The following is a 14,810-nucleotide window of genomic DNA, read 5'->3' on the forward strand; positions in this document are numbered from 1 at the left end:
AGACTGGAAACGGGGCGCTTTCCGCCCAAAAGGGAAAGCCCGGCATATCGACCGGGCACCCTACGCGTTGCGGCGCAATATAGGCAAAAACCGCCAAAAAACAATGTGTTCTTTGGCCGTTGGTTGATTGAATTTTGTCCGGGAATTCCCGGGGGTTAGGCGAAAAGCCGGGCTCAGCCGCGCCGGCCCTTGATCGCGGCCCAGATCAGGGCGACCCCGCCCAGCCCCACGACCAGGCCTACGAACACCAGCGGTGCCACGTCGGAACCCATCCGGCCGCCCTCGATCACCGACATTCCGCCGAACAGCAATGCGCAGGCACCGGGTAGCAGCATGAGGATCCCGAAGATCGCCATGATCGCGGTCAGGCAGCCGCCGCGCTTGTTCGGCGGGGCAGGAGGCGGTCCCGGAGGGGCTGGCGGCGGCGTGTCGCTGATGCTCATGCCTGCAGGACTCCTGCGGTTGACTGCGCCGCCAGTTCGGCGCGGATGCCGTCGATCTTTCCGTTTCGGTAGAACAGATTGTAGGTGTCGAACGGGATGATCGCGCCGTTCTCGGTGACGAAATGGATGCAGCTGCGCTTGACGTTGCCGACGCAGAAATTGAAGCGATCGAGAAACTGCACGATGGTGACGCGGAATACGTTCTCGTACGTGATTCCCTGCGGCACCTCGAAGCTCGGCAGGCAGCACAGCAATTCGCAGACGCGCTCGCTCGTGTTCAGCGGTCCCGAGGACAGCGAGAACAGATCGATGAATTTCTCCCTCAGCGCCGGATGCTTCTCCGGGCTTATCGTATTGGGCAACAATGCGACGAGTTGCTCCTGCGGGATCAGCGAGGTCAGCGGCAGCACTTTCTTGCCGTTGCGCAGGCCGTAACCGATCGAGATGCTTTCGGGATTGCAGGGCAGCGGGATCATGTCCTTGTCGCCGAACACGCCGGTTTCGACCACGCGCTTGCGGATCTCCGACAGCATGATGCGATCGGTGTTCTTGTCGAAATTTTCGTTGCGGCCGGCGTCCTGCACCGGCTGCAGCGTGACGCCGCGAACGCACTTCCAGGTCAGCGCGTGGCGGACGATGTCGCCGATCTCGGCATCGTTGACACCGCGCTTGATGGTCGCCACCAGCGTGGTCGATACGCCGTAATGCTCGAGATTCTCCAGCGCCTGCTGACGGATCTTGCGCAAATCCGCGCCGCGCAGATTGATCAAAGCGTCGCGTTCGAGCGAGTCGAACTGGAGATAGACCTCGAGCCCGCGCTTGTTCTCGGCGAGCCGCGCCACGAAATCCTTTTCGCGGGCGATACGCAGGCCGTTGGTGTTGATCATGACATGGCGGATCGGGCGGGCGCGCACCGCATCGAGGATCGCGAAGAAGTCGGGATGCAGCGTCGGCTCGCCGCCGGAGATCTGCACCAAATCAGGCTCGCCCTCGCTCGCGACCAGCGCGTCCAGCATTCGCTCGACCTTGGCCAGCGGCGTGAAGCTGGTCCGCGCCGGCGAGGAATCGGCAAAGCACACCGGGCAGGTCAGATTGCAATGCTCGGTGATCTCGATCAGCGCGAGGCAGGAATGCTGCTCGTGGTCGGGGCACAGGCCGCAATCATAGGGGCAGCCGAATTCGGTATGCCGTTGAAAGGCCAGCGGCCGGTCGCCCGGCTTGATGAAATCCTTGCACAGGCGCCAATAGGCGGCGTCCGTCGACACAAGCGTGGACTGGACGCCATGCTCCTTGCAGCGCTTCTGGTACCAAACCTCGTTGTCGAGGATCTGGATCTTGGCCGGCACCAGCTTCAGGCAGGTCTCGCAGAGAGATTGGGTCTGGCCCCAGAAGATATAGGGGCGCGACTTACGCAACGGCGCGTTCATGCATGGGTCTCGCTTTGGGCGCCCTCGCCAGCATGACGACGGCGTAGAGCAGAATGGACAGGGACAGCAGGTGAAACAGCGTGAAGGGGCCGAGCAGCGTGCCGTAGGGCTTGAGGAATTCCCACAGGAAGCGCTGTGCGCCATAATAGACGAGGACGAGGTAGAAACCATTGGTGATCACAAACGCGCTCCGGTTCAAGACGGCCACCACGTAGAGCAGCGCGAACGCCCCCATCGCGGCGCTTTCGTAGAGCTGCACGGGATGGCGCGGGATGCCGTCGCCGAAATCATGACCCCAGGGCCATGCCGTCGGCGTGCCGTAGGTGAAATCGTCGAGGCCTGCGAAATAGCAGCCGAGCCGGCCGATCGCGATGCCGAGCGCCAGCGGCAGCGCAAAACGGGCGCCGGTTCGGACCGTGATCCCTGCGGACCTTTTGTAGAGCTCGATCGCCGCGATGCCGCCGACCAGCGCTCCTTCCACGGAGCGCGCGATGCCGCTCTGGCCGGACAGCCACAGATTCGCGGAGCCGAACAGATAGGCGCCAAGGCCCGCACCGAACACCAAAGCGGCGAGGTAGGACCGCTCGAAGGATTGCGCCGGAAACCGCAAGCCCTGTCGCGACAGCCAGTAGAGCGCCACGGCCGCAGCCAGCCACGCCGCGATGTCGAAGAGAGTGTGAAGGAAAGCCCCGCTCATGCGGGGACATTAGCCCAGGTTCCCCCGCGGCGGGATAGTGCGGCCGCTTCTTATCCCCCAAGAGGAGCGAGTCAGGCGGCTAGCCGGCCTGCCTCTCCTCGGTCGGATAGACGCCGCGCAGCACCTCCTCGAAGTGCATCTTCACGGCCTCGTTGCACAGGCAGGAGCGCAGGCGCAGGCCCTCGCGGTTGCGGACCAGGATCGATCCGCGTCGCGTGTCGAGCACGCCCTCCGCCTTGAACGACTGGAGCACGCGGCTGGCATAGCTGCGGCCGACGCCGAGCAGTGTCGCGAGCTGCTCGTGCGTCAGAGGCACGCTGCTCTCGTCGCCGGTCCGCTCCATCGCCGCCAGCATCCATTTGGCGGTGCGCTGCTCGATCGAGTGAATGGCGTTGCAGGCGGTGGACTGGAAGATCTGAGCCAGCATGCAGTCGGCGTAGCGAGCGAAGACATGGCGCAACGAGGGCGAGCGCTGCTTGGCAGCCTCCAGCTTGCTGACATGAATTCGCGCAAACGGCCCGCCGAATTTCACGCAGATCCGGGTATAGGCCGGCAGATAACCCTCGCTGACGATGCCGCCCACCGCGCCTTCGCGGCCGACCAGGATGGTCTCGACGTCACGGCCGTCCTCATTGGGAACGAGGAAAGTCGCGAGCGACGGTCCGCAGGGGAAATGGACGACCTGGACGTCGTCGCCGGGATTGTAGAGCAGCTCGCTCGCCCCGGCCGTGTCGACGGTAATGTGCGGTGCGAGCAGCGCGAAGTCGGCCGGGCTCAAGCGCCGCAGCAGATTGTTGGTCGGCCGGCTATCGATCTCGGTGGCGTTGCTGGTCCGCGCGTCCATCCTAAACTCCCATCCGCCTCCACATTAGCGAGTTCCGACGAGGTCCTGTGTGCACAAGTAGACAGACCTAACAACTGTGATGTGGTGGTTTCGTTCCGGGAACCTCCGCGCCGGGTACAGGCGTCGTGACGCGGTATCCCAGTCAGAGAAACCTCATGCTCCAAGTTACGATGATGGCACCCGCCGTTTCCGATGATTCGAACTGTCCCGCCGATGTCCTCATCGTCGAGGACGATCCGATCATCGCGATCGACTTCGAGGATCGCCTGCTCGGATTTGGCGTGAAGAGCGTGCGCACGGTAGGTTCAGTCGCGCAGGCGCTGGCCGCAATCGCGGCGCACGCCCCCGAATTCGCCTTGCTCGACGTCGGTTTGAGTCGCGAGAACAGCTTTGCCGTCGCCGAACGGCTCGCGGCGCTGAAAATTCCCTTTGTGTTCGTCACCGGCTACGGCGCTGACGCGCGCATCCCGCCCGAATTCGCCGGCCAGCCGCGATTGCAGAAGCCGTGTTCGAGCGACGCGCTGGAGGCGGCGCTCCAGGTCCGCGCGGCGAACTAGCGATACGGCGTCAGGCCGGCTTCGGATCGAGCGTGGTCAACCACAGCGCGACGTCGGCGCGGTCGCGCAAGGTCACCGTCATCTGGCCGGAGGCGCCGTCGATCTTGACGTGACCGAAGAACTGCATGCCGGCGGACGGCGGCAGGTTCTGGTTGTCTTTCCCGGGCGCCTTGACGAAACGCACCTCCGGCCCAAACGTATTGTCGAGCGCGTTCGGACCGAATGTGCCCGCGTGAAGCGGCCCCGACACGAACTCCCAGAACGGCTCGAAATCCTGGAATTGCGCCTTGTTCGGATCGTAATAATGCGCGGCGGCGTAATGCACGTCCGCGGTCAGCCATACGGTGTTGCTGATCGGCGCCATCTTGATGAAACGCAGAATGTCGGCGATCTCGAACTCGCGGCCGCGCACCGGGCCGTCGCCCTGCGCAATGGCTTCCGATCCGCCCTTTGCCGTATCTGACACGACGAGGCTGAGCGGCATGTCGGAGGCGATCACCTTCCAGGTCGCGCGAGAATTCAACAGGCCGCGCTTGAGCCAGGCGATCTGGTCCGGGCCGAGGAAATAGCTGGCCGGGCCGTAAACGGTTTCGAGGTTGGGGCCGTTCGGGCCGCGATAGCTGCGCTCGTCGAGCACGAACACGTCGAGATGGGGACCATAGGAGATCTGGCGATAGACGCGGCCGGGCTCGACGATGCTCTCGCGCATCGGATACATCTCGTGGAAGGCACGGCTTGCGCGGGCCGCAAGCAGTGCGATGTCGCGCTCCTTGTAGGTCGCCGGCAGCTCCTTCGACAGCGACCAGTTGTTGGTCACCTCATGGTCGTCCCACTGCACGAAGATCGGCACTTCGGCATTGAAGGCGCGAAGATTGTCGTCGGTGAAATTGTATTTGTGCGCGGCGCGGTACTCGTCCAGCGTCTCGGCGACCTTGGCCTTCTCGGGAATCGTGACGTTCTTCCAGATCTTGCCGTCCACGAGCTTCACCTCGGACTGGATAGGGCCGTCGGCATAGATGGTGTCACCGGAGTGCAGGAAGAAATCCGGACGGTGCTTGCGCATCGCCGAGAAGGTGAACATGCCGCCGTCATCAGGGTTGATGCCCCAGCCTTGTCCTGCGACGTCGCCGCCCCAGACGAAGCTGACGTCGCGACGGTCGGCGGGTGCGGTGCGAAAGCGGCCGGTCACCGGCTCGCCCTCCACCGCGGTGTGCGAAAGATCGCGGAAGCGGACGCGATAAAAAATGTCCTGTCCGCCCGGCAGGTTTTCGATCAGCATCTTCGCGGTGAAGTCGCTCTCGGGCAGCGCCGCGATCGGCGGCAGCGCGCGGGCATCCCTGAACGACTCCGTCGTCGCCACCTCGACCAGCATCTGTGCGGGCCGGTCGGTGCGCGCCCAGACCACGCCGCTGTCGACGGTGACGTCGCCCGACTGCACGCCATGGGTCACCGCCGGCCGGTCGGCCGCGCGGGAGAGATGGGGCATTGCGACCGCGCCGAGCGCGCCGGCACTGGTCGTCAGGAAACGGCGGCGGGAGAATTTGATGTTCATGAAGACGGTCTCGATGTCGCGTGAGGCGATCGCCAGGGCGGTCGCCATGGTGAAGCAGACGCTATATTGAGACAATGTGACGCGGCGATAACGCGCGAGCGCTTACGCGTTGCCAGCGGCCCGGAATTGGGCACCGGCGCGCTGCAGGTTCTGCGGCAGGCTGAACAGCACCGCCTTGCGGTCGGCAACCGCCGCATGGAACTGGTCGAGCGCGATGTTGAAGGCGGTGAGCGCACCTTCCTCGATCGCGCCGTGGTCGTAGCAGCGCAGCGTGTCGCGCAGGATCTCGTCGGCCTCGGTCTGCATCTGATCGAGATCTTCGGTCGTTTCGCTCTTTCGAGCGGCGGTGATCATGTCGAGCAGCCGCTCGCGCAGATGGCTGTTGTTGTCGCGCTCGTCCTTCTTCAAATAGCCCGCAAACCAGGCGCCGATCGAGCCCATGGCCGAGAGCGCCATCAGGGTCCACCAGATGTAATCGCTGTATCTGTCGAGGAAGGTCTTTTCTTCGCCGTCGACGAAAGCGGCGGCGCCGGGATGCACGGGAATCACCGCATCCTTGTCGGTGTCGGGCGTTTCGATCTTCGCCGCCAGCGGGAATTCCGTCACCAATTGCTGGCGTACGGAGAAAAGCTGGCGCGTGAACGCCGCGATGGTGGTTTCGGACACTGCTTTGCGCGCCACGATGTGGTGCGAGAAGCTGATGGTCTTGACCTCGTCATCGGGACGATCGGGCGAGCCGCCGTAAGTGCCCGCGGGAATCTCGGCCGCTTCATAGACCGGATGGTTCTGGGCGATCGCATCCGCGGAATCGATCGCGAGAAAGGTCGGCGTGCCGAAATCCTTGGTGGAAGCGGCGATCGCCTCCGCCGTGATCTTGCTGTTGACGGGACCGGCCGCGAGATAGGCATCAGCCCTCTGCGCCTTGATCGCTTCGACGGCTTCGGTTGCCGGGTATTGCACGATCTCGACCTTGGCGGGATCGACGCCGTATTGCTGCAGGATCACCTTGAGCAAATTGACGTTGGCCTGGGTGCGGCCGACCACGCCGACCCGATGTCCGGCGAGCTGCGCGATCTTGGTGATCTTCGCGCCCTTCTTCTTGCCCTTGCCGGACACGGACCATAGCGCCACGACGTTCTTGCGCAGGGTCGCAACCGCTTGCGCGTTCTTCGGTACGTCGACGTCGCCGCGCACAATGGCAAGATCGGCCTTGCCTTCCGCGAGCAGATTGGCGCTGGCGGTGGCGCCGTCGGTCTGGATCGGGCGCAACCGCACAGAACTCTTATGCTGCGCGAAGGCCTGGGTCAGTGCCTGCACGACCTTGACGTCGTCGCTGTTGGCGGGGCCGACCGCGATCTTTAGCGTCACCGGCCGCATGGCGAAATAGTAGCCGCCGGCGAGCGCGCCGACGATCGCGAGCACCAGCGCGAGAGTCACGAGCGCCGTCTTCCGCGCCGATGATCGCGGCGAGGACGGGGTGGGCGCTTCGGCCAGGTCCAATCCCCCGGTCATCGATCTCCCGAACATTCGCTTGAGGCTCAGTTTCATCTTGGCCGGCGGTTTACGCCTGCAAGTGTAGCAAATTTCTTGTCCGGCAGGGTTACATCTCCGTCATGGTTAGCGGATGGGGTCCAATCCCGTATGAACCCGGGGCGTCAGTGCGGTGTTAGGGTAAAGTTCCCCTGAAAGGACGGAGGCGAGGATGACAGAACGGCTCTCGGCGGAGGCACGCAGGCAGGCGCTGGGCGAACTACCTGGCTGGACCGAGGCTCAAGGACGCGAGGCGATCGGGAAAACCTTTGTCTTCAAGGATTTCAACGAGGCGTTCGGCTTCATGACCCGCGCGGCACTGGTCGCCGAGAAGATGGACCACCACCCCGAATGGCGCAATGTCTACAAGACGGTGGAGGTGGTGCTGTCGACCCATGACGCCGGCGGCGTCACCGCGCTCGACATCGAGCTCGCCAAGGCGATGAACGCCATCGCCAAGCTGACACCAGGCTGACGTCTTGCAGGGGAAGGCCGCGTCCCCATCTTGTGATCAGCACGGGATGCGGCGATCTGCCACCCAGGCTGGAACGGGGAGTTTGTCGAACATGGCTGCCGAACACAGCGTCGGTTTCGAGCCCGCCGACCGGCTCGCGGAAGATCGTGAGAGCGTGCGCCGCCGCTTCTGGCGCAAGCTGAAGCGTGTCGCCGCGCATCTGCCGTTCGCGGAGGATCTGCTCGCCGCCTATTACTGCGCCTTCGACCGACAGACGCCGCGCCATGTCCAGGCCTCGCTGCTCGGGGCGATCGCCTATTTCATCCTGCCGTTTGATTTCGTTCCCGACGTGATGCCGATCCTCGGCTTCACCGATGACGCCGCCGTACTCGCCACCGCGATCCGCATGGTTGCCAGCCACATCACGAACGAGCATCGCGAAGCCGCCCGCGCCGCGCTGAAGCGCGGGGTGGATGAGGTGGAGCCGGAAGCCGCGCAATAGCTGTCGCCGCATACTCCGCTGTCATTCCTCGCGAAGGTGCGGAATCCAGCACGCCGCGGCCTTCCGATTGAACCATAACCGTCTCGGAATGCTGGATCGCCGCCTTCGCGGGCGATGACAGCTGTATGTGTGGATGACTGCTCGCTACTTCTTCTCCGCCTGCGCCTGCGCCTGCGCCTGCGCCTTGGCCTGGGCCTTTTCGGCGTCCCACGCCTGGAATTGCTTGAACAGCGTTTCCTTGTCCGCGTCGGACACTTTTGCGGCCGAGGGGCTCTGTCGCAGGAACGCCTCGAAGCGTTGCCGCGTCACTGGTTCGACGCCGTGGCGGTCGAGCCATTGCTGCGCCACCGGCAATCTGTTCCAGCCCGCCAGGGGCGCCGCGAGCGAGACCTCCCTCCACTTGGGATGGAAGGGCGGGTTCTGCAGCGTCGGGAATTTCGTGAAGAACGCGTCCACGTACAGTGCAAGCTTGCGGTAGCGCTCGGTGTTGGGCGCCCAGTTGTAGGCCGCGAGCACGGCCGGCACCGCGATGGTGTCCACGCTCTCGCCCTCCTTGACCAGGTTCGGATAGTCCTTGGCGGTCAGCGTCGCCGGCAGATAGTCGCTCTGGAGGGGCTTTGCATAATCCACGGTCGCAAGGTGGAAGCGGCCGTCATTGCCGAAGGTCGAAACGGACTTGTACGGTTTGCCGCCGACCACGATGACGGCGTCGATCTCGCCGGCCTTCAGTTTCTCCATCGCGATGCGCTGCTCGACATAAACGAATTTCGCCTTGATCCCGAGCCGCTCGAACACGGTGAGCGCGGTGACGAAGGTGCCGCCGTTGGGCAGATCGACGCTTACAGTTTTGCCTTCCAGATCCTTGAGTGTCGCGACCGATTTTGGCGCGATCACCTGCATCTCTTCGTTGTAGAGCTTCGTCACATAGGTGAATTGCTTCTTGATGTCCTTGGCAAAACCTTTGCGCTCGAGATAGTCGAGCGTATCCGCGCGGACGATTCCGAGATCGACGCCTTGCAGGAACAGGATGTCGGCAACGCTCTGCACCGAACCTCGGCCGACGATTGGCAACACACGAATCCTGTTGCCGTCGTCGAGCACGGAGGCGAGGTCGGCGCCGAATTGCACATAGGTGCCGCCGATCGTGCCGGTGATCAACGTCACGGTGTTGGCGTTCAGCGACTGCTTGGTCGAGGTCGAACCGAACTGGAAGATGGCTTTCAGGCTGTCAGAGACCTTGGCCGGATCATATTCGGTCTGCTCCGCGCGTGCCGCGAAAGCATAGATCATCATGATGGCGGCAAGCGCCATTCTCAAAGCGTTACGCATGATATCCCCTAAAGAGTTCTAGTTCTGAAGCTGGGCGAGGCGTTGCCGCGCCTCCGCCGATCCAAGGCCTGCGGCCTTTTGGTACCAGTCGCGCGCGGCGGTCGCGTCGGCAGCAACGCGCCGCGCGTCGCTCGTGCCCAGCACCGCCGGGTCATAGGTTTGCGCGAGCAGAAATGCAGCCGTTGCATCCTGTGCATTGGCGGCCCGTTCGAGCAGCAGGCGCGCCGCGGCAATGTCGCCGACCGCCAACAGACCGTTCGCGCGCGCCATCAGCCCAGCCAGTGTGTCGGCATCGAGCGTCTTAGCGGGCGGTGGGGGCGCAGGCGGCGCCGCGACTGGCCCGGGCGCCTGGGCTTGCAGCGCGGTTTGATAGGCAGTCGCAATCGCTTCGCGGCTCGGAGCTGAGGCTGCGGGGAGATCCTGCGCGTCAGCGCTCGCCAGCCTTGTGTTGCTCAAGCGCGCCGGGTCCTTGTACGCGGTCTGAGGCCTGTCCGGCACGTTGGCCGACGCCATGGCCTGGTCCAGCTCGGCACCCGTCGGGCCGGCAGCGTCGGCGGCGAAGAGATTGCGGAGACTGGGCTGATACAGCGCGGCCGCAACGGCCAGCGTGGATGCGATGAGAACCGCCGCGAGAACACGCGGGACAATTCTGAGCCGGGGACCCAACGCCCGCGCCGTATATTCGCCTGACTCCGGCACACCGAGCGGATCGGACAGGAACAGTGGAATTGGATCTTCCGGTGACAGATCGAGCCGCGCGGCGCGCGCACGGATATAGGACGCGACGGCCGGATGTGATGCAGCTTGATCGGAATCGAACGATCTCGATTCCCTGGACCGGCGGTACGCCGTCGTCTCCATGGTGATGCTCCCCACTACTAACGCAACGCTGGGGCATCCCGGCTTCAGTCTTTTTGTTGTTGTCCAGAAATGCCCCGCAAACTGGAGCCGGTAAATCGCCGTCTGAATCAGCCCAAAAAACGTCGGCGGCTTGCGCGAATCGGGAGATATTTGGGTTTGATTGAGGCGAGGCGGAGGAATGCCCCGCAATTTTGTCGACAATGGTTGACGGGGATTGACCCGGCGGCGGCGCGGACACTGCCTGTCCCGCGCTCGCGGTCATTCCCCGCGAAGGCGGGAAACCAGTACGCCGCGGCTTCTCGATTCAATGACTGACGTCTCGGAGTACTGGTCGCCCGGTCAAGCCGGGCGATGACAGTTGAGCTCGTGGCGAGCGGCCGTACCGACACACGTCGCGCCGCATAGCCTCACGGATGCAGGATCACTTTGCCCATCGCCTGGCGTCCGGCGAGCACCTTGAGCGCATCCGCCGTCTGCGCCAGCGGGAAGACGCGATCGACATGCGAGGAGATCTTTCCTTCCGCTGTCCACTTCACGAGCTTCTCGAGATTGGCGCGGTTCTTTTCCGGGTTGAGTCGGGTCCATGCGCCCCAGAACACGCCGCGGATGTCGCAGCCTTTCAGCAGCGCGAGGTTCAGCGGCATCTTCGGAATGTCGCCGGCGGCGAAGCCGATCACGAGGAAGCGGCCTTCCCAGGCAATCGAGCGCAGGGCCTGCTCGGCATAGGTGCCACCAACCGGATCGAAGATGATGTCGACGCCCTTGCCGCCCGTAAGCTTTCGCAGGCCTTCCTTCAAATCTTCCTTGCCGTAATTGAGCGCGAGTTCTGCGCCGTGCGCCTTCGCGAATTCGAGCTTCTCGTCCGACGAGGCGCAGGCGATCACCTTCAGGCCCATCAGCTTGCCGAGCTCGCACGCGGCAAGTCCGGTGCCGCCGGCGGCGCCGAGCACCGCGAGCGTCTCGCCCGGCTTCGGGCTCGCGCGATCTTCCAGCGCATGCAGCGCGGTGCCGTAGATGATGATGATGCCGGCCGCGCGGTCATAATCGAGATTGTCGGGGATCTTCACGATCGATGCCGCCGGCAGCGCGATCTTTTCGCGCGCGCCGTTGTGGCCGCAGGAGGCGACGACGCGATCGCCGATCTTCAGATCAGTCACGCCGGGACCGATGCTCTCGATCACCCCAGCCACTTCGGCGGCCGGCGAGAACGGGAATGGCGGCTTGATCTGGTACTTGCCTTGAATCATCAGGATGTCGAAGAAGTTCAGCGCCGCAGCCTTGATCGCGATCACGGCTTCGCCGGGACCGGCCACCGGATCCGGCACGTCGGCCAGAACGAGATCGTCGGGCTGGCAATATTGCGAGCAGAGGATGGCTTTCATGGCGGCACCTTCTTGAGAAGTGAAGTACTGGGCGTTTCGAGTGGATTTATAGTTTGCCCGTTTCTGCCGGATTTAGGTGCGGGCGACAATCCGGTTTCTTTGTCAGTTGGAACGCAGGAGCCTATCCTCCCGTCATTGGGAGCGTAGCGAAGCCTATTTCCGCGGTACGGTTTCCCGCTGCGCGCGCAACGACGAAACAAGAAGGATTCAAACCATGTTTGAAACAGGCCTGCTCAAGGACAAGCGCATCCTCGTCACCGGCGGCGGTTCGGGCCTCGGTGCTGCAATGGCGCACCGTTTCCTCGCGCTCGGCGCCGAGCTCGTGATCTGCGGCCGCAAGCTCGATCGGCTCGAGGCGGCGGCGAGCAAGATGCGCGAAGAGACCGGCGGCAAGGTCACCACGATCGCCTGCGATATCCGAGACGGCACCGCCGTCGAGAGCATGATGGACGCGATCTGGCGCGGGGCGCCGCTCGATATTCTCGTCAACAATGCGGCTGCGACTTTCATCGCGCAGAGTGAGCATCTCTCATTCCGCGCCGCGGATGCGATTCTCGCGCCGACCCTGCATGGTGCGATGTATTGCACGCTTGCCGCCGGCAAGCGCTGGATCGACGGCAAGCATGGCGGCGTCGTGCTCTCGATCCTCTCGACCTCGACCATCACCGGTCGCGCCTTCACCGTGCCGTCGGCGATGGCGAAGTCGGCCGTGTTGGCGATGACCAAAAGTCTCGCCGTGGAATGGGGCCCGAAGGGAATCCGCACCGTCGCGATCGCGCCGGGACCGTTCCCGACCGCCGGCGCCTCGGGCCAGCTCCGCCCCGAGGGTCGCGACGAAGGGTGGGCCGCGCGCAACCCGATGGGACGAGCCGGCGAGCACCCCGAGCTTGCCGACCTCGCCAGCTTCCTGGTCTCCGACCGTGCCGGCTACATCAACGGCGATATGGTGGTGATCGACGGTGGCGCGCATTTGCGCAGCTCCGGCGTCGAGGATTTGTTGCGCTGGACCGATGCGCAATGGGCGGAGCAACGCGCGGCGCGATCCAGGGCCTAGTCGCCGCGACCTTCGCTAACTGCCTTCCCAAATTGGACTTTCCCGGCTATCCCTGCCCCGGGGACAATGCGCGACCGGGCCATCTTCCAGTCACAATATTGAGGGAACCACTCCAGCATGTGGCGGGTGCTGATTTTAGCTTTGATGACGGGCGTGGCGGCCTGTGGAATCATCGATTCCGCGCGGGCGCAGACGGCGCAGCCTGCGCCCAAGACTGCACCGAAAGAGGCCGCGCCGAAACCGGCCGCGCCGGCGGCCAATACGACCGGAAAGACGGCTGCAAAGCCCGAGAGCAAGCCGGCGGCCCCGCACGCGGCGGTTGCCGGCGGCGCGGAGCCAACCCTGATCGGTCAGTTCGGCACCTGGGGCGCCTATTCGGCCGCGCCCAACGGCAAAAAGGTCTGCTTCGCGCTGGCCAAGCCGTCGTCGTCGAAGACCAACCCGCCGAATCGGCCGCGCGATCCTGCCTATGCCTTCGTCTCCACCCGCCCGGCGGAGAAGGTCAACAACGAAGTCTCGGTCATGATCGGCTATGCGCTGAAGCCGGGCTCTGAATCCTCGGTCGAGGTGGGCGGCGCCGCTTTCGCCATGTACTCGCAGGGCGACGGTCTCTGGATCAAGAACGCGGCCGAGGAAGAGCGGATGGTCGAGGCCATGCGCAAATCCGCCGATCTCGTGGTCAAGGGCATGTCGTCCAAGGGGACCGAGACCACCGACACCTTTTCGCTGAAGGGCCTTGCCCAGGCGCTCGACAAGATCGCGCAGGATTGCAGGCGTTAAGCCTGCGGTCGATAAGGTCGCAATCGGCCGTTCCGGTTGCTATATAGGGCGCGTTCCAGATTTTCTCCCGTCATTCCGGGGCGATGCGTAGCATCGAACTCGGAATCTCGAGGTTCCGGGTTTAGTCCTTTGGACCATCCCAGAACGACCACCTAAATCAGGCCATTCCATGCAACCGACGACCGAGCCGCACAACGCAACACTGGTGGAGAAGACTCCGCTCGAGACCTATGTGCCGCCGGCGAGGCCCTCGCTGATCGGCCTGTCGCGCACCGAGCTTGCCGATCGCCTCGGCGAGATCGGCGTTGCACCGGCGCAGCGCAAGATGCGCGTGCAGCAGCTGTGGCACTGGATGTATTTCCGTGGCGCCCAGAATTTCGAAGAGATGACGTCGGTCTCGAAGGGCATTCGTGCCGAGCTCGCGCAACATTTCACCGTCGACCGGCCCGAAGTCGTGGCCGAGCAGATCTCCAACGACGGCACCCGCAAATGGCTGCTGCGGCTGCCGAGCGGCGACAATGTCGAGCGGGCGCATGAAGTCGAGTGCGTCTACATCCCCGAAACCGATCGCGGCACGTTGTGTGTGTCCTCCCAGGTCGGCTGCACGCTGAACTGCTCGTTCTGCCACACCGGCACGCAGCGCCTGGTGCGCAATCTCACCGCCGGGGAGATCGTCGGACAGGTGATGGTGGCGCGCGATCGTCTGAATGATTGGGCCGATCGCGAAGACGGTACGCGCCGCGTCACCAACATCGTGATGATGGGCATGGGCGAGCCGCTCTACAATTTCGACGCGGTGCGCGACGCGCTGCTGATCGTCGGCGACAACGAAGGCATCGGCATCTCCCGCCGCCGCATCACGCTGTCGACCTCGGGTGTGGTCCCGAATATCGTGCGCGCGGGCGAGGAGATTGGAGTGATGCTCGCGATCTCGCTGCATGCGGTGCGCGACGAGCTGCGTAACGAGCTGGTGCCGCTCAACCGCAAATATCCGATCAAGGAATTGCTGCAGGCCTGCCGCGACTATCCCGGCGCCTCGAACGCGCGCCGCATCACCTTCGAATATGTGATGCTCAAGGGCGTCAACGATTCGCTCGACGATGCCAAGCTGCTGGTGAAGATGCTCAAGGGCATTCACGCCAAGATCAATCTGATCCCGTTCAACCCCTGGCCCGGCACCGCCTATGAGTGCTCGGACTGGGACCAGATCGAAAAATTCTCCGAATACGTCTTCAACGCCGGCTATTCCTCGCCGGTGCGCACTCCGCGCGGCCGCGACATCCTCGCCGCCTGCGGCCAGCTCAAGTCGGAGACGGAAAAGCTCTCGGCCCGTGAACGCCAGACGCTGCGGGCCATGGCGATGACGGATTGATATTGATGATGGCGACGCTCTCAACG

Annotated in this window: 15 protein-coding genes; 6 read left to right on the forward strand and 9 right to left on the reverse strand. The window is 63.9% G+C overall.

The features are described from left to right. Window positions 1-173 precede the first annotated feature (173 nt). From RX329_RS01480 to RX329_RS01495, 4 genes are all read right to left on the reverse strand, one after another. On the reverse strand, window positions 174-443 hold the full coding sequence (locus RX329_RS01480; protein ID WP_018459752.1) for a hypothetical protein: 270 nt from the start codon (window positions 441-443) through the stop codon (window positions 174-176). Then, window positions 440-1,870, reverse strand: a complete 1,431-nt coding sequence (locus RX329_RS01485) for a radical SAM protein (protein ID WP_085359641.1) — start codon at window positions 1,868-1,870, stop codon at window positions 440-442. Before RX329_RS01485 ends, RX329_RS01480 begins: the two co-directional genes overlap by 4 nt. Continuing rightward, entirely contained in the window at window positions 1,851-2,567 is a 717-nt protein-coding gene (locus RX329_RS01490; protein ID WP_085348518.1) for a prolipoprotein diacylglyceryl transferase, read from the reverse strand. Before RX329_RS01490 ends, RX329_RS01485 begins: the two co-directional genes overlap by 20 nt. Window positions 2,568-2,646: 79 nt before the next feature. After that, on the reverse strand, window positions 2,647-3,411 hold the full coding sequence (locus RX329_RS01495) for a Crp/Fnr family transcriptional regulator (protein WP_085348517.1): 765 nt from the start codon (window positions 3,409-3,411) through the stop codon (window positions 2,647-2,649). A gap of 155 nt (window positions 3,412-3,566) precedes the next feature. Here RX329_RS01495 and RX329_RS01500 point away from each other — a divergent pair, with 155 nt between their 5' ends. Further along, window positions 3,567-3,968, forward strand: a complete 402-nt coding sequence (locus RX329_RS01500; protein ID WP_085359643.1) for a response regulator — start codon at window positions 3,567-3,569, stop codon at window positions 3,966-3,968. Between the two features lie 10 nt (window positions 3,969-3,978). On the opposite strand, the gene RX329_RS01505 is transcribed toward RX329_RS01500, so the two are convergent. After that, window positions 3,979-5,520, reverse strand: coding sequence for an alkaline phosphatase D family protein (locus RX329_RS01505; RefSeq protein ID WP_085359677.1), 1,542 nt, complete (start codon window positions 5,518-5,520; stop codon window positions 3,979-3,981). A 102-nt stretch (window positions 5,521-5,622) separates the two neighbouring features. Beyond that, window positions 5,623-7,068: a TAXI family TRAP transporter solute-binding subunit gene (locus RX329_RS01510; RefSeq protein ID WP_085359645.1), complete on the reverse strand. Its 1,446-nt coding sequence runs from the start codon at window positions 7,066-7,068 to the stop codon at window positions 5,623-5,625. Between the two features lie 154 nt (window positions 7,069-7,222). Here RX329_RS01510 and RX329_RS01515 point away from each other — a divergent pair, with 154 nt between their 5' ends. Next, a complete protein-coding gene (locus RX329_RS01515) occupies window positions 7,223-7,525 on the forward strand; it encodes a 4a-hydroxytetrahydrobiopterin dehydratase (RefSeq protein ID WP_018459759.1) in 303 nt (100 codons plus the stop codon). A 91-nt stretch (window positions 7,526-7,616) separates the two neighbouring features. Beyond that, window positions 7,617-8,006: a YkvA family protein gene (locus tag RX329_RS01520; RefSeq protein WP_018459760.1), complete on the forward strand. Its 390-nt coding sequence runs from the start codon at window positions 7,617-7,619 to the stop codon at window positions 8,004-8,006. A 144-nt stretch (window positions 8,007-8,150) separates the two neighbouring features. Here RX329_RS01520 and RX329_RS01525 read toward each other — a convergent pair whose 3' ends face one another. The 3 genes from RX329_RS01525 to RX329_RS01535 all read right to left on the reverse strand — a co-directional run bounded on the left by RX329_RS01525 (window position 8,151) and on the right by RX329_RS01535 (window position 11,578). Beyond that, a complete protein-coding gene (locus tag RX329_RS01525; protein WP_317245495.1) occupies window positions 8,151-9,335 on the reverse strand; it encodes a TAXI family TRAP transporter solute-binding subunit in 1,185 nt (394 codons plus the stop codon). A gap of 18 nt (window positions 9,336-9,353) precedes the next feature. Next, window positions 9,354-10,196, reverse strand: a complete 843-nt coding sequence (locus RX329_RS01530; RefSeq protein WP_085359649.1) for a hypothetical protein — start codon at window positions 10,194-10,196, stop codon at window positions 9,354-9,356. A 407-nt stretch (window positions 10,197-10,603) separates the two neighbouring features. Continuing rightward, entirely contained in the window at window positions 10,604-11,578 is a 975-nt protein-coding gene (locus RX329_RS01535; RefSeq protein WP_018459762.1) for an NADPH:quinone oxidoreductase family protein, read from the reverse strand. 214 nt (window positions 11,579-11,792) lie between these two features. On the opposite strand from RX329_RS01535, the gene RX329_RS01540 reads away from it, so the two are divergent. The 3 genes from RX329_RS01540 to rlmN all read left to right on the forward strand — a co-directional run bounded on the left by RX329_RS01540 (window position 11,793) and on the right by rlmN (window position 14,784). Then, window positions 11,793-12,632: an SDR family oxidoreductase gene (locus tag RX329_RS01540; protein ID WP_085359651.1), complete on the forward strand. Its 840-nt coding sequence runs from the start codon at window positions 11,793-11,795 to the stop codon at window positions 12,630-12,632. A 117-nt stretch (window positions 12,633-12,749) separates the two neighbouring features. Beyond that, on the forward strand, window positions 12,750-13,412 hold the full coding sequence (locus RX329_RS01545) for an invasion associated locus B family protein (RefSeq protein WP_018459765.1): 663 nt from the start codon (window positions 12,750-12,752) through the stop codon (window positions 13,410-13,412). A gap of 169 nt (window positions 13,413-13,581) precedes the next feature. After that, on the forward strand, window positions 13,582-14,784 hold the full coding sequence (gene rlmN / locus RX329_RS01550) for a 23S rRNA (adenine(2503)-C(2))-methyltransferase RlmN (RefSeq protein WP_018459766.1): 1,203 nt from the start codon (window positions 13,582-13,584) through the stop codon (window positions 14,782-14,784). Window positions 14,785-14,810 lie beyond the last annotated feature (26 nt).

Source organism: Bradyrhizobium sp. BWC-3-1 (genome assembly GCF_032917965.1).
GTDB lineage: Bacteria > Pseudomonadota > Alphaproteobacteria > Rhizobiales > Xanthobacteraceae > Bradyrhizobium > Bradyrhizobium canariense_D.